This window comes from Parendozoicomonas sp. Alg238-R29, from assembly GCF_947331445.1.
Lineage (GTDB): Bacteria > Pseudomonadota > Gammaproteobacteria > Pseudomonadales > Endozoicomonadaceae > Sansalvadorimonas.
On sequence record NZ_CAMZOG010000085.1, the window covers coordinates 1 to 19,107 of the forward strand.

Genomic DNA, 19,107 nt, shown 5'->3' on the forward strand with positions numbered 1-19,107 from the left:
CTTGGCTACATGGCAGCACGTACGTGCCCAATGCCAGAAAGGCTTCTTAAGCTGGCTGACTTACAGTGGTAATCAGGTCAGAGTATGTTGTGGGAATAGATGGCATTGCCGTTGTTGTTCATCCCAGTAACCCGTTAAGCCAATTGAGAACTGCAGATGTTGCCCGCATTTTTTCTGGGGAAATTAATAACTGGAGTCAGGTTGGCGGGCCAGATAAAGCTATTACCGTTTATGCCCGGGATAATCAGTCCGGCACCTGGGATACATTCCGTAAGCTGGTGTTGGGTAAAACCTATAAGCTCACCTCAACAGCCGAACGATTTGAATCCAATACCACGTTGTCAGGCCGGGTTGCGGATGACTCTGCTGCTATCGGTTTTGTTAGCTTAAATACCATTGGTCGTGCAAAAGCCCTTGCTATTGCAGCCGGGGAAACCCGTGCCCTTAATCCTGAGCGCTTAACCGTTGCCACAGAAGATTATGCTCTGGCTCGACGTTTGTATCTTTATCTGCCTGGAGTTGAGCCGAATGCTTATGCTCGTGATTTTATGTCTTGGGTGATTGGTGTGCAGGGGCAGGAGATTGTGGATCGTGTGGGTTATATTTCCCAGAACATAAAGCCCCTGCTGGCCGATATTTCTGCAACCCCGAACTCCTACAAAAATTTGGTGCAGGATAGTCAGCGTCTATCTGTTAATTTCCGTTTTCATGATGGAAAGGCCCAGCTTGATAACAAGGCGCAGCAGGATGTGAAGCGTATTGTTGAGTTTATGAAGAGTAATCCCGGTAATTTATTGTTGGTGGGTTTCGCAGAAGGTAATGGCGGTTCTTACTCACAATTATTGTCCAAACTCCGGGCGAAGGTTGTGCGTAGAGCTTTGATTCGGGCAGGAGTCTCTCGGCGGCATTTGGATTTGTACGGCTATGGAAAGTATCTCCATCTGTCCGATGGCAATGATCAGTCTGCCAAGGTGAAAAACCGGCGTGTTGAGGTTTGGTTTGAAGCGAGCCCCCAACAGCTGAGCCAGACAGGGAAACGGGAGAATCTGGAAGAAAGGGAAGCCTGAATAGTTTTGGATAAAAAATAGCCTGCCAATCGGCAGGCTGTTTTTTTAGAGCTTAACTATCAGCACGCATAAGAAGATACAGCTCAATCATCACTTCTGGTAGTTGAACTGCCATATCTTCCAGTAATGTACCGTTGTTTGAGATTTCTTTGAAATCCGGCTCATCGGCAAACAGCCCAGACAGAGCTGCAACGGGTAGCAGTAGTTCTGCGACCGCCTGCTCATTATCTCCCAACCAGGCGTCTTCCTGTTCAATGTGAGCTTCCAGGAAGCCGGCACACCAGTCTGCGAGTTCCGACTCCAGCAATTCTTCATCTTCTTCAACAGCGACCGGAATAACGAACTCCGCGCTATCATCATTGAGCTGGTTATCAATGAAAGAAAGAATATCGCTGATATTGCGAGTCAGTTCTTCTTTGCTGAGGCCTGTTGCTTCAGGGTTAGAGAACATGACCTCACAAATCTGTTCCGGAGAATCTGGAGCCGGACTGATCACCTGAGCAGTCAGATAACCATGACCCATAATTGCGTCAAGGCTTTCTTCGTCGGTATCCGCCATTTTGTCGAGAGCCTGAAATAGCTGGCCGTCGAGAAGCAGTTCTGAGTCTGTCATAGGGTAATCCCTTGAACGGGGGTTATAAAAGATGCAAATAGTCTGACGTGTGTTGAGGCAATTTGGAAGCTCAGACGTGTATACTGCGGTTTTTCCTGATCGTTAATTGTTATTTCTGGGGTGCTATGTCAGACCGGGCTCGGGATATTCTGGCTGATGTTTTCGGTTATGCTGCGTTTCGTGGTCAGCAGGAAGCAATAATTGACCATGTGTCGCAGGATGGCGATGCGCTGGTATTAATGCCCACGGGTGGTGGTAAAAGCCTTTGTTACCAGATTCCTGCGCTTATGCGTCCAGGAACAGCCATCGTTATTTCGCCATTGATCGCCTTGATGCAGGATCAGGTGGGCGCCATGAATTTACAGGGTGTTCGTGCCGCCGCTCTTCATTCCGGTTTGGATAGAGAAGAGCAGATGCAAGTGAATAATGCTCTGGTGCGAGGAGCATATGATCTTCTCTATGTGTCCCCGGAACGATTAATGACTCATCGGATGCTGGAGTTGTTGGAGCATCTTAAAATTTCGCTCTTTGCCATTGATGAAGCCCACTGTGTGTCCCAGTGGGGACATGATTTCCGCCCGGAATATCTGCAGCTTTCCATTCTCCACGAACGCTTTCCCAATATTCCCCGTATTGCCCTGACAGCCACCGCTGACCAGCGTACCCGTTCAGAAATTGCCGAACGTTTGCATCTGGAGCAGGCTCGCTGGTTTGTGAGCAGTTTTGATCGCCCCAATATCTTTTACCGCTTGGCTCAAAAGAGAAATGCCCGCAAACAGTTGCTGGATTTTATTCTGAAAGATCATGCTGGTCAGTCTGGAATTGTTTATTGCCTGTCCCGTAGAAAGGTTGATGAACTGGCAGCCTGGCTGCAAAGGCATGGTGTAGAGGCACTGCCTTATCATGCGGGGTTGGATTCAGAGGTTCGCCAGCATAACCAGCAGCGGTTCCAGACCACAGAGAATATGGTAATGGTGGCCACCATCGCATTTGGTATGGGAGTCGATAAACCTGATGTGCGCTTTGTTGCCCATATGGATATGCCTCGCAGCATAGAGGCTTATTATCAGGAAACGGGCCGTGCCGGGCGTGATGGTCTTTCTGCTACAGCCTGGCTGGTTTATGGCCTGCAGGATGTGATTATTCTCGGGCAGATGCTGGCTCAGTCTGGAATGAATCAGGATATGCAGCAGCTAGAGCGACAACGGCTGACAGCGATGTTGGGCTTTTGTGAAATGTCCGGCTGTCGTCGGCAGGCTTTACTGGGTTATTTCGGTGAGCAGCGTGAAGATAAGTGCGGAAACTGTGATCTTTGTGTCGAGCCCGTTTCTTCCTGGGATGCGACCGAAGAAGCTCGTAAAGCGCTTTCTAATGTTTATCGAACAGGGCAGCGTTACGGCGTTACTCACCTTGTAGATGTTTTGCTGGGGAAGGCCAACAAACGTGTAAAAGAGTTGGGGCATCAGGAGCTTTCCACCTTCGGGCTTGGTAAAGAGCTTAGTCAGCCCATGTGGCGCTCGGTTTACCGGCAGTTGGTGGCCAGAGGTTATGTCACAGTCACCTCAGAAAGCCATGGTGGGTTGCTGTTGACAGAGAAAAGCCGGAAGTTGCTTCGGGGCGAAGAGCGGCTTGAATTGCGCCGGGATCGTTACGAGGTTCAGGAGCTGAATACTGCTAAACCTGAGCAAAAACTTTATGGCGAAAATGCAGAACTTTGGGAAGAGTTGCGTGCCCTTCGTCTCCATCTCGCCAAAGAGAGAGAAGTACCGCCGTTTCAGGTATTCAGTGATGCGACTTTGCGGGGCATGATGTCTACACGGCCTTCAACCTCGGAAGAGCTGCTCCAGGTTTCTGGGGTAGGGCAGTTCAAGCTGGATAATTATGGCGAAGCGTTCCTGAAAGTATTGGCAAAGCATACCTCTGTAGACTGCTAATCTTTTGGAAAACAGGGAGGAATGCCGATCATGGACCCGATAGATTTTTCTGTTCTGGATGAATTCAAGGAGTTAATGGGAGATGAAGGGGAAGAAGAGGTGAAAGAGCTGGTGACCCTTTACCTTGAAGATGGCCCTACCCAGCTGAGGTTGATGAGAGAATCCCTTGGCAATGGGGATATTGAGAGTTTCCGGCGTGCAGCCCACAGTTTTAAGTCAAGTTGCGGGAATATTGGAGCCTTGGGGCTTCAGGCGCTGTGTCTTGATCTTGAGCAGAAAGCTGCTGACAGCGGCTTGGATGAAGCCTGTACGCCACTGGTTTCTCAGGCTGAAGCGTTGTTTTCTGATGTAAAAACTGCTCTTAACGGTTATATCGCTTCATAAAGAAAGCGATAGCGCGCACCACAGTCACCACAGAAATACACCACACCCCGTTTTTTGCGATTGTGTCTGATTGCGGAAAGTGGGGTTTCTCTTTTTGAGCAGCGGCAACCATAGATGAATCGATAGCGTGAGCTTTGGCGTAGATCGTAATTGTGTTTACAGGTGGCCGGTACATAAAAAACCCTGTTCATCACACCTTGCCACTCTCTGCCGTGAGCAGCAATGGTGTGGCCGTAAACCTTCTGGGCAACCAAATGCGCGGTTTCATGGGCCACAATGTGATGAACAAAGTGATTGCGGTTATGACGGTAAAACTCCTGATTGAATCTCAGAAGATTATCTTCCGATATGGCCTGCCCAGCATCGGCACCGGTTAAGTCCAGTAATACCTTGGGTGGCGAAAATGGCATATCGTAGTAGCTGGAAGCTGCACGCAGAAGCTGCTGAATACGAGTGTCGATATCGAGGAATTCCATTGCTTGTCCAGCCAGTTATTGGAGCTGTGAAGATGAAGCGCAGGAAATTCTAGTCGTGGTTTGGCGGTGTGCCAGAGAATATTTTTGCAGAAAAAATAATCGGGCCATTATGTGGCCCGATGTTTTAAGCAATCGTTATAGACATTCGAGGGTTTTAGATAGCCTAGGTATAAACAGGGCCTGCTCCCAGATTCCACAACGTCACTGTGGTTGCCATAGTGGCTACCAGAACAACCAGGGCTACACAGAGAATGGAACTGGCAAAAATAACCCCACGTTCGAAGGGGATATCCATAAACACTGGGATACCGGTGTACAGAAGATAGGCTGACCAGCAAATTACTACCGTGCCAATGATCATGGCTGTCCATAAAGATGGAATCAGGCCGGATAAGCCTCCGATCAGCAAGGGAGTGGCGGTATAGGTGGTAAACGCTATGCACTGACCGAGAGTAGGGGTTGAACCAAAGGTTCGAGCCATCCAGTGAGTGAACCCTGATATAACCAAAATAGCTGCTATGGTGGCAAAGTAGGCAAAAACTGACATAATGGCCGCGCTTGATTCGGTGAGACGAACCGCTTCGGTTCCTCCGGGGAGGCGCCAGCCGGTTATGGTTGTGCCCAGATAGCCGCTGACTGCCGGGATTGCCGCCATAAGCAGGAGATAAGAAATAATAAATTTCAGAATGGTAGGTTTTTCATCACGGATACTGCGCCATTCCTGATCAGGGTGCATAAACAGCCCCCATACGTGAGTCAAACTCATCGTGCTCCTCCCTGCCAGTCAGTACAGACTGCAATTGCGAGCTGGCGTCTTTTTTATTAATTATAAGTTTGTCGTTTTCCTTCGACTCTTTCAGTTAAACAGTATGTGAGTCTCTTGGCAACAGGGTTGCCAGTTGTAAGTTACAAACAGGAGTGGCGATTTGATTAGATTTTCTGTGGATTTCACATTAACGGCTGTTCTGGCTGTTCTTCTTGGTGTATCTCTGGTGTTAGATAAAGAGACAGACAGAGAAGAAGTTTCAACTCCGATTGCTGAGAAGCTTGTAACCAAACAAGCCTGGGAGTTAGCTGGAGTTCCAGACTTTACCGCCATAAATGATGTTAAACAGAAGAAACAAACTTTTTTCTCCTACATACTCCCAATGGTTGAGCAGGAGAATAAAGAAATTCTTGCCCATCGCGCCCGATTGGTTGCCCTAAGCCATAAGGAAGAGCTGGCCGCTGAAGACAAAATCTGGTTATCCCGGATTGGGGGCGATTACCGGCTTGGTAATAAGCTCGATAGCGTCTGGTTTGCGGAAATGCTGCTGCGCGTGGATGTTATTCCTCCGTCATTAGCACTGGCTCAGGCAGCTAATGAATCTGGCTGGGGAACTTCCCGCTTTGCCCGCGAGGGGAATAATTATTTTGGTCAGTGGTGCTTCCTGAAGGGGTGTGGACTCGTGCCAAACTCTCGCACTGAAGGTTTTACTCACGAAGTGAGAAAGTTCGATGATGTTAATGGTTCAGTACGGGCTTATATCAAGAATTTAAATACCCATGCTCAATATCAGTCGCTGAGAGAGTTGCGCGCCAATGCACGCTTTAATGGAATGACGATTACTGGTGCCTATATTGCTCAGGGGCTGGGCAAGTATTCTGAACGCGGTTCTGTCTATGTGGATGAAATTGTGCAGATGATTCATGGTAACCGCCTTGCCCGTTTTGATAAAACCATAGACGTTGTCAGAGAAGGGTAAACCTTTTTGATTGGGCTCAAAGGTTGGTTATCTACACCGGCCTTTGTGTTTATGGCGTCTGTTGTCTGCGTGGCCATTTGAGCGAGTAGATTTTTGTTTGCTTGATCCTGCTGCATTGTCACGCCTTGGTTCTTGCTTTACCGGCTCTTCAGATAAATCGTTAGTCGATGCTGAAGGGGCAGGAGCGTATGAAGAGTCTATGTCAGCATTTTCTTGGGATAAGTCTGATGATTCGAATTCTGTGGTTTTTGTTTTATGGGTTGGGTTGTTGAGTGATCTACCGCGCTTGATCGTTGAATTCGTCTCAGTTTCAGACCCAGGTTTAGCGGTATTCATTCGAGCTTCTACGGAGGCAAGTATCTTTAATCGACGTTCTTCTTGTTACTGATCTCGGGTAGCCTGCTGGCTGGTGGAGGGCATCATGTATAATAAATACTGTAGTGATCTTTAGATTCACCACACAAATGGTTTGTTATGCTTCTCCGTAACCGTTTTGCTATACATTCTGTTGTTGATAGGGGTTGTGAAGAAAGAATGCCCTAAAAGGGCATTCTTATGGAATGTGAGAAGTATCAAACCTTTTCAATCAGGCCATCTCAATCAGGCCATCTCAATCTTGCTATAGTCCACTTCGTTCTCTTTCGGTGAGCTCTCGATAGCACGCACCTTGGAGAAACTGGTCACCAGAATATAAGTCAAACAGGCGAAGAACAGGCCAATCACCAGCGCACCGATCCACTGAATCTGCAGGAATTCAAACTTGAACAGCAGGGTCAGCAGCACCATAGCGACCAGATTACCGGCAATGTACTTGGCTTTGCCGAAACGCTGAACCGTCAGGTTGAGATTATCGGTGTACAAACGGATCAAGGAATCCAGAGAATTCACCACGAAGATAATACCAACTGCGACCATAGCCAGACTGTAGTAGCCGGTGGTGTCGAGGCTATGCAGGTGGTAGTAGTACAGCACAGCAAACCATGTAGCAATGGGAATGGATGGGAATACCAGCATTGCTGCCAGCACCTGCCAGGTTTTCAGACCTCCCACAAAACGGGAGGTGAACTGGCCGATCATAATGCTCCAGGCAAACCACCAGAACAGGTAAAACTCGTGGTAGTCATTCAGTGGTAGTACGAACTGGTGAATATTGCCGAAGTAGTTACCAATCAGCGCAACTGTAGAGACAAAATCACTGGTGCTTCCGTTTTCACCGGTAAAGGCACCCACCCACATCAAGGCGATCAAACTCAGAAACATCCAGGTAGACGACAAACTGAGTGTGCGCACAAGGCGCAGGCTGGTACTGGAATAAACAGCGATAGCAATCACTGCAAATACAATCAGGTAAAAGCTGCCAACTACCGTTTCACCGTCGCCAATCTGGGGCATATACCAGGGCAGGTTGCTCAGTAAGAGATAAGCAGTAAAGGCGCAGGTGCCGATAATTACTGTGTTATTGATGAACTTGATTAATGGGATTTCAAAGAACTTTACCTTCGGCTCAATGGCGCAGAAGTAGAAGCAGGTCAGGAAGTAGAATCCCCAGATTAAAAAGCCCCAGAAGCCAAACTCAATGGCCAGCGGGTTGCTGAAGGCATACTCTGGACTGGCGGCTAAATCGGCATAACTGGCGAATTCAGTGAGCGGGAACATAATCAATCCCACATCCAGACCGGAAGTAAACAGAATAGCGATAAAGGTAAGGGTGCGCACTGGGGTGACACCCACGAGCGGCATATTGCCCCACTTGATCAGCACAAAAATTATGGCGGTAAAGGTGAACAGAATACCGGCGCACAGAAGAGCAGTCATCATTGTGCGCCCTCCGTCGTTCGTGCCATGGAGAAAGACATTATTGTTTTCATAAGTTCCCTGCTTTGTCGTTATCGTTATATGGCAGACCTTAAGTATCGCCAGCCGCCAATCGCTTGCTTACACAGCGGCTTTGCACTGGCGATAGTTAAACTCTGTATCGCTTTAATAATTATTTTTGTGTTGAACTGACGCGCAAAGCCTTTAGCTCACACCTATAGCCTTTAGCTCACACCTATAGCCTTTAGCTCACACCTATAGCCTTTAGCTCAAACGTATAGCCTTTAACGCACACGTAAAGCTTCACCAGTTCGCTGTGCCGTTTGCCAGTTGGTGTCCATGCCTACTTCAGCAGATGAAGGAGCCAGCATATCGGCTCCTGTAATCAGGTCCGCGGCGCGCTCGGCCACCATAATGGTGGGGGCGTTGAGGTTGCCGTTGGGAATAGTTGGGAAAATGGAAGAATCCACCACCCGCAACCCCGAGAGGCCTCTGACCCGCGTTTCCGGATCGACAACAGCCATGTCGTCGATGCCCATCCGGCAGCTGCAGGACGGGTGATAAGCGCTCTCCACCGACTGGCGGACAAACTCATCAATCTCTTTATCAGTCTGAATTTGTTCACCAGGCTGGATCTCTGAGCCCCGGTATTGATCAAAGGCAGGCTGATTAATAATTTCTCGGGTCAGGCGCACGCACTGGCGGAAGCCTTCCCGGTCTTCTTCATGTTCCAGATAGTTAAACTGGATCTCTGGATGTACATTGGGATCAGCTGATGTTGCTCGAACCCAGCCCCGGCTTTTCGGTTTATTATGGCCGATATGCACCTGAAAACCGTGGCCATCAAAAGCGCTGCGACCGTCGTAACGCATGGCGGCCGGCAGAAAGTGGTATTGCATATCTGGCCATTCCACCCCGGCTTTGGAGCGAATAAAGCCACAGGATTCAAAATGATTAGTGGAGCCCAGGCCGTCTTTCTTAAAGAACCAGCGGGCACCAATCAGGAACTTGTTAAACGGGTCCAGCTTGCCATTCAAGGTAATAGGTTCCTTGCAGCGGAACTGGAAATAGAATTCCAAGTGGTCCTGCAGGTTTTCACCGACACCGGGCAGTTCGTGTTTCACTGGAATACCGGCTTTTTCCAGAACACCCCGTGGGCCAATACCTGATAGCTGCAGAATATGGGGTGAGCCGATAGAGCCGGCAGAGAGAATCACTTCTTTGGAGACTTTCGCTTGCTTCAATTGGCCTTTCTGTTGGAACGCTACGCCTGTAGCTTGAGTACCATTCAGCAGTACTCGATGAACCTGGGCATGGGTAACAACTGTTAAATTGCTGCGCTTCATAGCTGGGCGAAGATAAGCATTTGCTGTAGACCATCGTAAACCATTCTTGATGGTCATATGCATAGGCCCAAAGCCTTCCTGTCTGCAGCCGTTGTAATCACTGGTTTCCATATAGCCCGCTTCGGTACCGGCCTTTATAAAGGCACGGTAAAGCGGGTTCTGCATCTCGTTACCATTGTTGACAGCGAGCGGGCCAGAGTCACCACGGTAATCATCGCCACCCCAAGCCCAGCTTTCGGCTTTCTGGAAGTAGGGCAAACAGTGGCTGTAATCCCATTCTGTTGCGCCATGACTCTGCCACTCATCAAAATCTCTGGCGTGGCCGCGTACATACACCATGCCATTAATAGAGGAAGAACCACCCAGCACTTTGCCGCGAGGGCAGTGCATACGACGATTGTCGAGAAATGGTTCTGGCTGGGTTTCATACTGCCAGGCGTACTTCTTGGTATTCATGGGGATTGAAAGAGCTGTGGGCATCTGGATAAAAATGCTTTTGTCACTGCCGCCGGTTTCGATCAGTAAAACCTTGTTGTTGCCACTTTCCGTGAGGCGGTTAGCCAGCACGCATCCTGCGGAACCTGCACCAACTACGACATAATCATACTGTTGTTCTGTCATGGTACTGCTCTTGTCCTGATTATTTTCTCTGGATCAACAGAGCTTTAAAATGGGCTTTCCAGTGGAGTCATGCCCACATATACGGCTTTGGTCTGGGTGTAGTGTTTCAGTGTTTCCACACCGTTTTCCCGGCCAATACCTGACTGCTTGTAACCGCCTACCGGCATTTCAGCAGGGGAGGCACCATAGTTATTGATCCAGCAGATACCTGCCTGCAGCTGATGAATTACGCGGTGGGCTCGGGTAATGTCCTGAGTGAAGACGCCAGCAGCTAAGCCAAATTCAGTATCGTTAGCGCGGGCAATGACTTCGTCTTCATCATCAAAGGTAAGCAGTGCCATTACCGGGCCAAAAATCTCTTCCCGAGCAATAGTCATGTCATCTTGGCAGTCAGCAAAGATGGTGGGTTCAACAAAGTAACCTTCTGGGGCTGATGCTGGAGATGCAGCGCTACCGCCAGCTAGCAGGGTGGCGCCTTCGTCTTTACCTTTCTGGATATAGTCGAGTACCAGTTGGTGGTGCTTTTTGGAAATCAGCGCGCCAAGGTTAGTGTTGGGATCGAGTGGATCACCAGTCACAATATTGTTTTTGGTCCGTTGCAGCAGTTTCTCGACAAAAGCGGGATAAATATTTCTGTGAACGTAAACTCGGGTACCGTTGGTGCAAATCTCGCCCTGGGTGTAGAAATTGCCGAGCATGGCGCCAGAGACAGCATTATCCAGATCAGCATCATCAAAGATAATCAGCGGTGATTTACCACCCAGTTCCATAGTCACATCTTTCAAGGATGAAGCTGCGGCTGCCATCACTTTTTTACCGGTGCCGACTTCGCCGGTGAAAGAGACTTTGGCAATATCAGGGTTGTGAGTGAGCCAGGCGCCGACTTCACCATTACCCTGCACCACATTAAATACCCCTGCAGGTACACCAGCCTCAATAAAGATTTCTGCCAGTTTTAGGGCTCCTAATGGCGTTTCCTCGGAAGGCTTGAAGATCATACTGTTGCCGCAGGCCAGCGCAGGTGCAGCCTTCCAGCAGGCAATCTGTAATGGATAGTTCCAGGCGCCGATACCGGCGCAGATACCCAGCGGTTCACGACGGGTATAGTAAAAATCTTGCCCCAGGTTTTGCTGGTTACCTTCAATAGAAGGTGCCACTCCGGCAAAGAATTCAATAGAGTCGGCACCTGTTACCACATCAACAACGGATGCTTCCTGCCAGGGTTTGCCGGTATCCAGTACTTCAATACGAGCCAGCTCATCGTTGCGTTCCCGCAGTAGAGCCACTGCGCGATTTAAGATGCGGCTGCGTTCCATTCCACTGAGTGCAGACCAAGCTTCGAAACCTTTTTGTGCGCTGATTATCGCAGCTGAACGTACAGCATCATCTGCTACTTCAACGTCATAGATTACCTGGCCTGTGGCCGGGTTGATCACTGGAAAAGTTTCACCTGTCTGGTTGGCAAGGTATTGGCCATCGACAAAATTCTGATAGCGGGGAAGAGACACTGGTTGCTCCGTTATTTTTATAGCGACCCTTTACATATTTTAATTATGCGTAATGACAGGTGGACGCTATGTAATTTTAAAAAATTATGGATAGAGAGAGGTCGCAGCGAAGTGTGGAAACTGCTGCGATTTCGAAGGTTTTCGTCAGGCGAGCCGGAAATGATGCTGGAGAAAAAGAGCGAGCAGGGTCTTGGTAGAAGGCGACGTAATCGAGAAAACTTTTAGAAGCTGCTGAAGCATACGGCTCTTGTAGGTGTTGATGCGTACGATGCAGTCTATAGATTTTACTAATAAGAGGCAAATGAAGGCCGGTTCTAGTTCGAAGCCGGCCTGAGCATTGAAGGTTATTGAACGAGTGGGTCGAAGTTGACCACAGCAATACTGTTATCGCTGTCGTTACTGCTTTCAGTCGCTAGCTCGGGAATATTTCCAGAGAAAATGGACTGGTTATCTTCGTGCTCGTAAGGCTTACGCTCACCAGTACGGTCGATGCTCAGATCCTTGAAGTTGAATAACTCAAAGTCAGACATCTGAGATGGTGCGATATTTTGCATTGCAGAGAATATGGAGTCGATCCGACTGGGATGCTGACTCTCCCACTCGGAGAGCATGGCCTTAATATTCTGGCGTTGCAGGTTTTCCTGGGAACCACACAGGTTGCAGGGGATGATTGGGAACTGCATCAGGTCGGCAAACTGGATGATGTCTTTTTCCCGGCAGTAAGCCAGTGGGCGAATCACCACATTACGGCCGTCGTCGGAACGCAGTTTTGGCGGCATAGCGGCCAGACGAGAACCGTAGAACATGTTCAGGAACATGGTTTCGACAATATCATCCTTGTGGTGACCCAGAGCGATTTTGGTCGCGCCAATATCTTCAGCAAAGGCGTAAAGAGTTCCACGACGCAGGCGAGAGCACAGGCCGCAGGTTGTTTTGCCTTCTGGAATCTTGGACTTCACCACTGAGTAAGTGTCACGGTTCACAATATGGTAGGGGACACCAATACTCTCCAGATACTCGGGCAGTATATGATCAGGGAATCCGGGCTGCTTCTGATCCAGATTGACGGCCACCAGTTCAAAGTTGATTGGTGCGCTCTTTTTCAGGCTCATAAGGACGTGCAGCATGGCGTAGCTGTCTTTGCCTCCGGAGAGGCAGACCATGACCTTATCGCCATCTTCGATCATATTGAAATCTTCAATGGCCCGGCCGGTGTGTCGACGGAGCTTTTTCTGAAGTTTGTTAAATTCGGTCTTATCGGCGCCCACAAGGGTAGATGCTGTCATTCTGAATAAAGGTGCTGTGCGGGAAAACGGGCAATTATACCGATAGCTGATGAACTGACCAATTGGGTTCTACGCAATAATGTGTGGGAGAGCCCTAGGGAAGGGCTTAATTAGGCATGGAGCGATAAAAAAATATCAAACTTATTAAAACTGGGAGTGTTTCAGATATCAGCTCTGTGGGGCTGCTAAGGATATGGGGTCTGCGGCCGTTTTTTGCAGAGGGCGCTACCTGTTGATAATACTGTTTTAACTGGTCATATATCCCTTGGTATTCCTGTAAAAACGTCGCATTATAAGGGTAAGCCGTATCTGTCGCCGAAAGGTTCGGAAGGTTTGCTAAACTCTGTCAGCCTGTTGTTGATACATGTCATCAGCCGTGTTGATCGTAACCTTGGAATGCAAGATAAAAGAAGTCATAAGTCGTTCTGGGTATGAAGTGCCTGATCCCGATGAAAGAATAAGAGCACTTCCAAGTTGGAAATCAGCCAGTCTTAGTTTAATAAGTCAGGAAAGCGTAGAGGGAATCCACCATGAAAGGGGAATATGACCAATTTCGTGAAGTGTTGCTGAGTCGTCAGTCCGAGCTCCAAGAGCGTTTGGATAACATTAAGAAAGATGTTACCCGAAAAGCTAATGCTGACTGGTCTGAGCAGGCTCAGGAACGGGAAAATGATGAAGTTATAGACGCTCTTGGTAATGAGGCCGTGCATGAGCTTCACCTTATCCAGAAAGCTCTTGAGCGGATTGATGAGGAAGAGTACACCCTCTGTATTGATTGTGGTGGGGGAATTCCTCTGGAACGCCTGAAAGTTATGCCTTACACCAGTTTGTGCGTGAAATGTGCAGAAGCTCGCGGGCAATAGCGACTGAATCTCTTTGCGAACCCCATGTCTGCTGTTTCAGCTCTTGCTTGTTTCCTTGTCCCGGATCAGGCTGTTGTAGTGTTCGACAAACTGATCGACTGTGCCCTGTGGTTTGCTGTGAAAATTGTTGTGCCAGCAGCGTCCTAATCGTTTGGGGTTGTCTTTGAAACTTTCGGGCAGAGGCTTGCCCCTGCGCAGGTAAACCATTAGTGCGACCGCTGTTGCGTAGGAAAGATTGGTAGCCAGTTCGGCATGGGGGTGTTGAAGAAATTCGTGTTGGCTGGCCAAGCCTCTCACTTTGCTCGCTAATTCTGGCTGAGTGGACAGAAAATTATCCCAAATGTTGCGGTGCATGCGTGGAGTGATCTGATAAATTCCCAATGCTCGATGGTTATCCATTTTCAGGTGTTCCCCAAGCCCGGACTCCTGGGCTGCCGTTCCCAAAAGAAGATCCTCTGTCGCGGAGCTCCACAGGCCTAAATGTTTTAACGTGGGGCGAATAACCAGTGTGCGCAGTTCCTTGGCACAGATACCCATATTTTTTATCTCTTCCGGTGAGAACAGTTGTTGTACTTAAAGGTATAACAGAACTTTCTAAAAGAGGCATCGGCAAAATTGAAGGGAAAGTAAACCAGTCTGGTTATACCGGACTGGTTCGGGGGGATTAATAGCTGGTCAGTGTGAAGGAGACTATGCCTTCGTCTTTCAGCTTGGATGAACCGCCAAGGGCTGGCAGGTCGATGATGGCAGCTGCTTCAATGACTTCGGCTTCCAGACGGTTAACCAGTTTGGTGGCCGCAAGAAGAGTTCCGCCAGTGGCAATAAGATCATCAATCAAAACAATTTTATCTCCAGCGGAGAGGGAGTCGGTATGAACCTCAAGAGCTGCTTTGCCATATTCCAGCGTATATTCTTCGCAGATCGTATCCGCCGGAAGTTTGCCAGGCTTTCTGAAAATAACCAGAGGTAACTTCAAGGTGGCGGCCAACGGCGCTCCCAGAAGAAATCCTCGGGCATCCAATGCGCCGATATGTGTAACGCCCTTATCCCGGTAACGCTCGGCAAACGTTTCGTGAACCATGCTCATGCCTTCGGGAGACTTGAGCAGGGTGGTAATGTCACGGAACATAACACCGGGTTCCGGCCAGTCAGGCACAGCCCGGATTAGGCCACGCAGACGATCTTCACTAAATACAGAATGGTTCATATCACTAACTTACTGAATGTTTACTACCTCAGGACTGTCAGTCAGTTTACCACCTGCGAGGGTGCACAGCTCCATTGCGTTGGTAATCTCAATCTCTTTGCCGTTGGCATGGATGAGTTCCGCCTTCTGGAAGCGAGTGAAAACACGACTTACAGTTTCTACCGCCAAACCAAGATAGTTGCCCATTTCATTACGGGACATGGATAGGCGGAAAGACTGTGAGGAGAAACCCCGGCGTCGGAAACGACTGGCCAGGTTGATGAGGAATGTCGCAATTCGCTCGTCAGCATTTTTCTTCGACAGCAGCAGTTTCATCTGCTGGTCTTCACGAATCTTCTTGCTCATGATCCGCATAAGCTGGCGGCGCAGAGCAGGATGACTGTCGGAGAGCTTCTCGAGCTTATCGAAGGGTATTTCGCAAACCATAGTGGTTTCAATAGCCTGGGCAGATACCGGATAGGTGTCTGTGTCCAGTCCACTGAGGCCGACCAGTTCACTGGGCAGGTAGAACCCAGTTATCTGCTCTTCACCTTCATTGGTGGATGTGTATGTTTTCAGCGCACCGGAGCGCACCGCGAAAACACTGTGAAATGCATCACCTTCCAGGAACAGATGTTCGCCTTTTTTCAATGGTCTGCCGCGCTTGATGATCTCATCAAGATCATCAATATCTTCTATTTTAAGCGCTAGTGGTAGACACAAAGGACTCAGGCTACAGTCCCTGCAGGCTACTTGGCTGGCATGCCGTACGTTCAGTTTTGGCGCCATATTGAGCCCCTAAGAACCAGTTTGGCTGATGTAGAGAGTGAGCCTATTGTATGGGAATCTGGGGATAACTTTAACCCTGTGGCAGATACCTATAATGGTTTTTTTATTGTCGTTTTTGTTTGATTAGTGATCGTTTGTCATCTTTTTGGTTGTCATATTGGTTGCCATTGGTAAATTTCTTTCAAAACCACCGAAAATAAAACCAGTGACACATTGCTGTTTATCAATAGAGAACTCGTTTTTCTGCGGAGTTGCTATTCTGTTGCTCTTAATCAATCCCGTTAGTGATTCTAACAGAACGCCTCCCATCCACGAACCTCCTCGTTAGTCTCCGGTCAATAGTGACAGCATGAACCCACCGGCTTGCCGGGCTTTTTGGACATGCATGAGAGGCTAGAAGCCTCATAACGTCTGATCCGGTATGTGCCCGGCGGGCCATTTGTGCTCAAACACGACTATGGGATCAGGTAATACTGAAAAACTATGGAGGTTTTTATGGCAAGTCCATTAATTATTGGTGGTGCGGTTGTTACAGCTGGAGCAGGAGCGCTGACACTTTTAGGTTATTGCACAACCCCTTCTGGGACGAGCTTTAACCGAACTGTAAAAGCTAGTCCACCTCGACAGAGTGACATAGAAAGTGGCCATGATAAAAGTGGTAGCACCTCTGCAAAAGATCTTGGTGGTCGTACAGCCGCTAAAACAAGTGTGGCCTATAAAGTAGCGGCACATTTTGTGAATGGAGCGAGGTACTTTGGTTACCAATATCTACCAGGAATTATTGCCGGGGCTTTCCTTGGTGGTACCAAGGAACATTTTTCAAACGCTGTTCGTTATGTTGCGAAAGAGTATGTTGGCATTTCTGGGGAAGCGGCTAAGACGTTCAGTGGTCCTGGAACAGGCAAGGTGGCCGCTCAGTTCGGTTATATGTTGGGTGGTTTCCCGATGGGCGTTGACCTCCTGCGTTGGGCCATGAGAACTGTCACACGTGGTCGCTTGTGTAACTCTGAGGAGAATGCTCAAAAGAGACTGGCTGAAGACAATCGCTCCATGATAGAAGCTGCTAACCGAACGCTCGTAGATCACGGTGAGCGTATCGACATTCTGGAAGAGGAGTCTAACATTCTGGATCTTCCTAAGCGGCAGGAGGAGTAAAACCGCAAAGGATAGTGTTGTTTTAGACTAACAATTAAACCCGTTTCGGCGGGTTTAATTTACCCATATCCGTCAGCTTATCTTGCACTGTTGTTAGGCATACTAACCATTATGGAACCTCCTTGTATTCTCTCTGGTCGAAAAGGGTAATTCGAGGTTTTCTGCTGGCTTTCTCAGGGGCAGAGCGGCTTATTCAGTGATTCAGGTTAAACAAGGAGTGTTGGCCGTGAATAAAGTAGCGTATTCATGTCGGGGAATCTCCCGAAACCAGTCAAAAGCATTGTCTCCTGAGGATGAGAATCTTCAGCAGATTAGGGCCTGCCGTGATAAATCAGAAAAACTTCTGATTGGTCGCCACCAGGAAGTCAGGATGGTTCCAACAAAGAGCCAGAGCCAGATGTCCATCGTGAAATCTCTGGGTAAGGCTTGCTTGTCCCTTGTTGGATTTGGCGCTGTTGGTGCAGCTTTTGCCCTCACTGCTCCCTGGCTTTATACCGTTCCAGTAATAAAGAAACTTCTCCCTCTGGGAACTCTCAGTAACTCTGCGGGTCGCTTTCGGGATCTTGGTGGTTTGTCTTTCTATAAAAAACTAACTGGATGTGTGCTGGTGAACTGTTATCTGTTGATTCAGAGCGCAAAGTGGGTCAATAGCAAAACATCCAGAGTGTTTGGCCCAACTGACCTTGAACTCAGGATTTCCTGGAAAGAAAAAATGGTTGCTCAGTTGGAAGAAAAGCTGAAGACCCTTGAAAACATAGAATTGCAAGGCATGGCTGGAACGCGCATCGCCGGAGATATGGCTAACAAGCTGATTGAGAAGGGCAAGCTGTATGGCGAGCGGCTCCAGGAAACTACTTAAAAATATTTTTAATTGCAGGTTTTAAAAGAACTTATCAAGGAGGAAAGGTCATGACGGCAGTAACAAGTAAGAAGTACTCAGGGGCCGGAAATAAAGCCAGCGCTCACCATAAAGGTGGTGCGTATACGCAGCGGAAATCCGGACATATGAATGACAAAGACGTGAAGACTGCCCAAGTAAAGCTCACGCTTCGCGAGCAAATAGGTGAGGCGCCAACGCTCGAAAAGGCCAATCTGGGCCAGAGAGCTGCAGCTCAGTTATTGCATGGAATCGTTTTCGTTGGCGCAGCTTTAGGTTTGTATTACGGCGGAGGTTTTCTCTTTGATTGCTATATGGAGTATCACAGGGATGATGAATACACCCCCGATCCTTTTCTCTCTGCCTGGGGGAAAACGGGCATGATGGCTCTGGTTGGTAGTGCGACCGTATTTTACGGTGCTTTCGATAAGTTGAAAAAAGGAGCTAATTATCTGGTTAATACTATTACCCGAACCGACGAAGAGGCCGCTAAACGAAAGCATGATCAGAAACTCGCAGACTACTTGTCTAAAGGTATGGCCATTTTGAATAGCGGTGTAGATGAGCTCAGTCAAAAGATGCCAGATCATAGACGTGCCAACTATAAGGTAACTACAGAATTTTCATATTAATAATCAGAACACTTTTTTAAAGGCGCCCATGGCGCCTTTTTTCTTTGTTTTTCAAGGGTATTAGACCTTTGTCTTAGGAACTCACTTCTTTGTTTCGTATCTAAACAATCAGGATATCTCTGCCAGGAAGGTGGGGCGCAGGATTTCAGGTTTGGTAAAGGAGTTACCTATGAATAGTCCAATCAGAAGTAAGTTAGCTCTATTAAGGCGCATCTGCAGTGGCCATGTTTTATCTCTGTTTTTGTGTTCATCCGTAATGTTCTTTGTTCCCACCTCAAACGCTGGAATTTGGGATGCTTTAAACGCTGCAGCCAGGGTCGCAAATAAAATGTTGGATGGAGATTCGGAAGATCCAAATAAGAGCGAAACCCCTCCTGAAACAGGCAACACGGAAGAGCACCGTAAGTATATGGGGATGAGTGATGATGAGATCGAAAGAATCAAAGAAAACTTTAAGAATAATCAAAAAAAACAGCAAGAGAATGATGAGGCGATCGTAACGCCACCACCTCTCGAAGCTGATAAGCCTCATTATTTAGATTGGGATCCTGAAAAGGTTAAAGAAGATTACAGAAAAGCTCACGGGCTTGGACCTCAAGATAATGGCCAGCAGAAGGAAGAAGGCGACTCCTATGTGGACTGGGATCCTGATGCAATTAAAGAGCAATTCAAGGGAGCTCAGAAAACCAATTCTAATAATGAGTATCAAGAAACTGAACACGCCCGTCTGCTGAAAGCTGACCAGAAACTCTGGGCAGCCATGAAAGATGAAGCTCGCCGCGAACTGAAGAAGCAGGAAGAGCAGGACGC

20 protein-coding genes are annotated in these 19,107 nt (G+C 48.3%); 9 read left to right on the forward strand and 11 right to left on the reverse strand.

Annotated features, from left to right (window positions below; translation table 11 throughout):
• Positions 1-65: 65 nt before the first annotated feature.
• Positions 66-1,067, forward strand: a complete 1,002-nt coding sequence (locus QMA35_RS17465; RefSeq protein ID WP_281648438.1) for a phosphate ABC transporter substrate-binding/OmpA family protein — start codon at positions 66-68, stop codon at positions 1,065-1,067.
• 52 nt (positions 1,068-1,119) lie between these two features.
• Here the strand turns inward: QMA35_RS17465 and QMA35_RS17470 are convergent, their stop codons facing one another.
• Entirely contained in the window at positions 1,120-1,680 is a 561-nt protein-coding gene (locus tag QMA35_RS17470) for a UPF0149 family protein (RefSeq protein ID WP_281648439.1), read from the reverse strand.
• Between the two features lie 125 nt (positions 1,681-1,805).
• Between QMA35_RS17470 and recQ the strand changes: the two genes are divergently transcribed.
• Both recQ and QMA35_RS17480 read left to right on the forward strand, forming a co-directional pair.
• A complete protein-coding gene (gene recQ, locus QMA35_RS17475) occupies positions 1,806-3,614 on the forward strand; it encodes a DNA helicase RecQ (RefSeq protein ID WP_281648440.1) in 1,809 nt (602 codons plus the stop codon).
• A 30-nt stretch (positions 3,615-3,644) separates the two neighbouring features.
• Positions 3,645-3,998: an Hpt domain-containing protein gene (locus QMA35_RS17480; RefSeq protein WP_281648441.1), complete on the forward strand. Its 354-nt coding sequence runs from the start codon at positions 3,645-3,647 to the stop codon at positions 3,996-3,998.
• Here the strand turns inward: QMA35_RS17480 and QMA35_RS17485 are convergent.
• On the reverse strand, positions 3,983-4,474 hold the full coding sequence (locus tag QMA35_RS17485) for a SprT-like domain-containing protein (RefSeq protein WP_281648442.1): 492 nt from the start codon (positions 4,472-4,474) through the stop codon (positions 3,983-3,985). The genes QMA35_RS17480 and QMA35_RS17485 overlap by 16 nt on opposite strands.
• 163 nt (positions 4,475-4,637) lie before the next feature.
• Positions 4,638-5,240, reverse strand: coding sequence for a Yip1 family protein (locus QMA35_RS17490; protein WP_281648443.1), 603 nt, complete (start codon positions 5,238-5,240; stop codon positions 4,638-4,640).
• Positions 5,241-5,400: 160 nt separating this feature from the next.
• Here QMA35_RS17490 and QMA35_RS17495 point away from each other — a divergent pair, with 160 nt between their 5' ends.
• Positions 5,401-6,219, forward strand: coding sequence for a glucosaminidase domain-containing protein (locus QMA35_RS17495; RefSeq protein ID WP_281648444.1), 819 nt, complete (start codon positions 5,401-5,403; stop codon positions 6,217-6,219).
• Between the two features lie 600 nt (positions 6,220-6,819).
• Here the strand turns inward: QMA35_RS17495 and QMA35_RS17500 are convergent.
• From QMA35_RS17500 to ttcA, 4 genes are all read right to left on the reverse strand, one after another.
• A complete protein-coding gene (locus tag QMA35_RS17500) occupies positions 6,820-8,037 on the reverse strand; it encodes a BCCT family transporter (protein WP_281648445.1) in 1,218 nt (405 codons plus the stop codon).
• 281 nt (positions 8,038-8,318) lie between these two features.
• Positions 8,319-10,001 (reverse strand): choline dehydrogenase, encoded by a 1,683-nt coding sequence (gene betA, locus QMA35_RS17505; RefSeq protein WP_281648446.1) that lies wholly within the window; start codon positions 9,999-10,001, stop codon positions 8,319-8,321.
• A gap of 44 nt (positions 10,002-10,045) precedes the next feature.
• Entirely contained in the window at positions 10,046-11,509 is a 1,464-nt protein-coding gene (gene betB / locus QMA35_RS17510) for a betaine-aldehyde dehydrogenase (protein ID WP_281648447.1), read from the reverse strand.
• 344 nt (positions 11,510-11,853) lie between these two features.
• Positions 11,854-12,795, reverse strand: coding sequence for a tRNA 2-thiocytidine(32) synthetase TtcA (gene ttcA, locus QMA35_RS17515; protein WP_281648448.1), 942 nt, complete (start codon positions 12,793-12,795; stop codon positions 11,854-11,856).
• Between the two features lie 530 nt (positions 12,796-13,325).
• Here ttcA and QMA35_RS17520 point away from each other — a divergent pair.
• Complete coding sequence (locus QMA35_RS17520) at positions 13,326-13,658, forward strand: TraR/DksA family transcriptional regulator (protein WP_281648449.1); 333 nt, start codon at positions 13,326-13,328, stop codon at positions 13,656-13,658.
• 36 nt (positions 13,659-13,694) lie between these two features.
• On the opposite strand, the gene QMA35_RS17525 is transcribed toward QMA35_RS17520, so the two are convergent.
• The 4 genes from QMA35_RS17525 to QMA35_RS17540 form a co-directional block, all read right to left on the reverse strand.
• Positions 13,695-14,195, reverse strand: coding sequence for a hypothetical protein (locus QMA35_RS17525; protein WP_281648450.1), 501 nt, complete (start codon positions 14,193-14,195; stop codon positions 13,695-13,697).
• A 127-nt stretch (positions 14,196-14,322) separates the two neighbouring features.
• A complete protein-coding gene (locus QMA35_RS17530; protein WP_281648451.1) occupies positions 14,323-14,865 on the reverse strand; it encodes an adenine phosphoribosyltransferase in 543 nt (180 codons plus the stop codon).
• A gap of 9 nt (positions 14,866-14,874) precedes the next feature.
• Positions 14,875-15,633 (reverse strand): fumarate/nitrate reduction transcriptional regulator Fnr, encoded by a 759-nt coding sequence (gene fnr, locus QMA35_RS17535; RefSeq protein WP_281648452.1) that lies wholly within the window; start codon positions 15,631-15,633, stop codon positions 14,875-14,877.
• 123 nt (positions 15,634-15,756) lie between these two features.
• Complete coding sequence (locus QMA35_RS17540; protein WP_281648453.1) at positions 15,757-15,942, reverse strand: hypothetical protein; 186 nt, start codon at positions 15,940-15,942, stop codon at positions 15,757-15,759.
• A 186-nt stretch (positions 15,943-16,128) separates the two neighbouring features.
• On the opposite strand from QMA35_RS17540, the gene QMA35_RS17545 reads away from it, so the two are divergent.
• The 4 genes from QMA35_RS17545 to QMA35_RS17560 form a co-directional block, all read left to right on the forward strand.
• Entirely contained in the window at positions 16,129-16,788 is a 660-nt protein-coding gene (locus QMA35_RS17545; RefSeq protein WP_281648454.1) for a hypothetical protein, read from the forward strand.
• 226 nt (positions 16,789-17,014) lie between these two features.
• A complete protein-coding gene (locus QMA35_RS17550; protein ID WP_281648455.1) occupies positions 17,015-17,647 on the forward strand; it encodes a hypothetical protein in 633 nt (210 codons plus the stop codon).
• A gap of 50 nt (positions 17,648-17,697) precedes the next feature.
• A complete protein-coding gene (locus QMA35_RS17555; protein ID WP_281648456.1) occupies positions 17,698-18,297 on the forward strand; it encodes a hypothetical protein in 600 nt (199 codons plus the stop codon).
• Positions 18,298-18,466: 169 nt separating this feature from the next.
• Positions 18,467-19,107: hypothetical protein (locus QMA35_RS17560; protein ID WP_281648457.1), on the forward strand; the 641-nt coding region annotated here is incomplete at its 3' end.